The 2,134-nt window shown below is 66.2% G+C and carries 2 protein-coding genes; both read right to left on the bottom strand.

Annotated features, from left to right (window positions below; genetic code table 11):
* Positions 1–1,292, bottom strand: a 1,292-nt coding sequence (locus ACYVJS_RS16305; RefSeq protein ID WP_460740898.1) for a sugar nucleotide-binding protein, incomplete at its 3' end; no start/stop codon positions are given.
* A gap of 2 nt (positions 1,293–1,294) precedes the next feature.
* Positions 1,295–2,134 (bottom strand): dTDP-glucose 4,6-dehydratase (gene rfbB / locus ACYVJS_RS16300; RefSeq protein ID WP_460740897.1); only part of this gene is annotated, 840 nt, incomplete at its 5' end.

Raw genomic sequence — 2,134 nt, 5'->3', positions numbered from 1 at the left:
GCGTTGGCGAAGTAGTCCGCGGTGGTGACGTCGGTGATGCGGGCGGGGTCGTGGCCGGTGTGTTGGAACACGGTGCGGGCGATGTCGGCCCAGGTGGTGGGTTCGCCGGTGTTGGTGACGTTGTACACGCCGTACGGTGCGTTCGTGTTGAGCAGGTGCTCGATGGCGGATGCGATGGTGGTGGTGAAGGTGAGGCGTCCTGTCTGGTCGTCGACGACTTTGGGGTTGATGCCGCGTTCGGCGAGGCTCGCCATGGTGCGGACGAAGTTGTTGCCGTCGCCGATGACCCAGCTGGTGCGGATGATGTAGTGGCGGGGTGCGGTGGCTGCGGCGGTGTCGCCGGCGGCTTTGGTTTGCCCGTACACGCCGAGGGGTGCGAGAGCATCCGTCTCCGTGTACGCTCCGGGCTTCGTGCCGTCGAAGACGTAGTCGCTGGAGATGTGCACGAGGGTGATCCCGTGCGCCGTCGCGATCCGGGCGAGCGTTGCCACCGCGGTCGCATTCGCCGACCAGGCATCCGCGCGGCCTTCGGGTGTTTCGGCTTTGTCGACGGCGGTGTAGGCGGACGCGTTGATGATCGTGTCGTAGTCGCGCCACCGGCGGGCCGTGTCGAGGCCGGCTGCGGTGATGTCGAGGTCGGCTCGGGTGGCGTACTCGAGGTGCGCGGCGTCGCCGAGACGGGCGCGCAGCGCGCGGCCGAGCTGACCGTTCGCGCCGAGCACGAGGACCTTCTTCGGTGGGATGGGGGTGACGTCCGCCAGACGGGGGTGGTTCTTGTCCTTCTCGCTGATCTCCACCTCATCGAGCGGGATGGGCCACTCGATCGCCGCGGTCTCGTCCGCGAGGTTCAGGAACGAGTACGCGGCGGTGGGGGACCAGTGGTCGTTGACGAGGTAGGTGTACGCCGTGTCCGCTTCGAGGGTCTGATACGAGTTGCCCACGCCTCGCGGCACGAAGATCGCCTTCGACGGGTCGAGTTCGGTCGTGTAGACCGCCCCGAAGGTGGGGCCCTCACGCAGATCCACCCACGCGCCGAAGATCCGGCCGGTGGCGACGGAGACGAACTTGTCCCACGGCTCTGCGTGGATGCCGCGCGTGGTGCCGACCGCGTCGTTGAAGGAGATGTTGTTCTGCACGGGACCGAAGTCGGCAAGACCGGCCGCGACCATCTTCTCGCGCTGCCAGTTCTCTTTGAACCAGCCGCGCGAGTCGCCGTGGACCGGCAGGTCGAAGACGACCAGGCCGGGGATGGTGGTTTCGGTGACGGTGAGCTGCTTGCCGAACTCCGTCATCGTCACTGTCCCTTGCTGGCGTAGAAGGCTTCGACGCCGTCTTTGGTGGGGGCCCACCAGGCTTCGTTGTTGCGGTACCAGTCGATGGTGTGTGCGAGTCCGGTTTCGAAGTCGTTGTAGGCGGGGGCCCAGCCGAGTTCGGTGCGGAGTTTGGTGGAGTCGATTGCGTAGCGCAGGTCGTGGCCGGCGCGGTCGGTGACGTGGTCGTACGCGTCGGCGGGTTGGCCCATCTGGGTGAGGATGAGTTCGACGACGTCTTTGTTGTTCTTCTCCCCGTCGGCGCCGATGAGGTAGGTCTCACCGACCACGCCCCGCTCGAGGATGGTGAGCACGGCGGAGGAGTGGTCGTCGGCGTGGATCCAGTCGCGCACGTTCTCGCCGGCGCCGTAGAGCTTGGGGCGGATGCCGCGGATCACGTTGGTGATCTGGCGGGGGATGAACTTCTCCACGTGCTGGTACGGGCCGTAGTTGTTGGAGCAGTTGCTGATCGTGGCGCGTACCCCGAACGAGCGCACCCATGCCCGCACCAGCAGATCCGATCCCGCCTTGGTGGAGGAGTACGGGGAGGACGGGTTGTAGGGGGTGTGCTCGGTGAACCGGGCCGGGTCGTCGAGTTCAAGGTCGCCGTAGACCTCGTCGGTGGAGATGTGGTGGAAGCGCTTGTCGTGCTTACGGGCGGCTTCGAGCAGCGTGTACGTGCCGATGATGTTCGTGTCCAGGAACGGACGCGGATCGTGAAGGCTGTTGTCGTTGTGCGACTCGGCCGCGTAATGCACCACCGCATCCACCTGGGAGAACAACTCATCGACCAGCGCCGCGTCGGCGATATCGCCCACGACCAG

The sequence above is a fragment of the Microbacterium neimengense genome (genome assembly GCF_054782995.1).
Note: the sequence above shows the minus strand (reverse complement) of the source record. Positions and strands in the feature narration are given on the sequence as shown.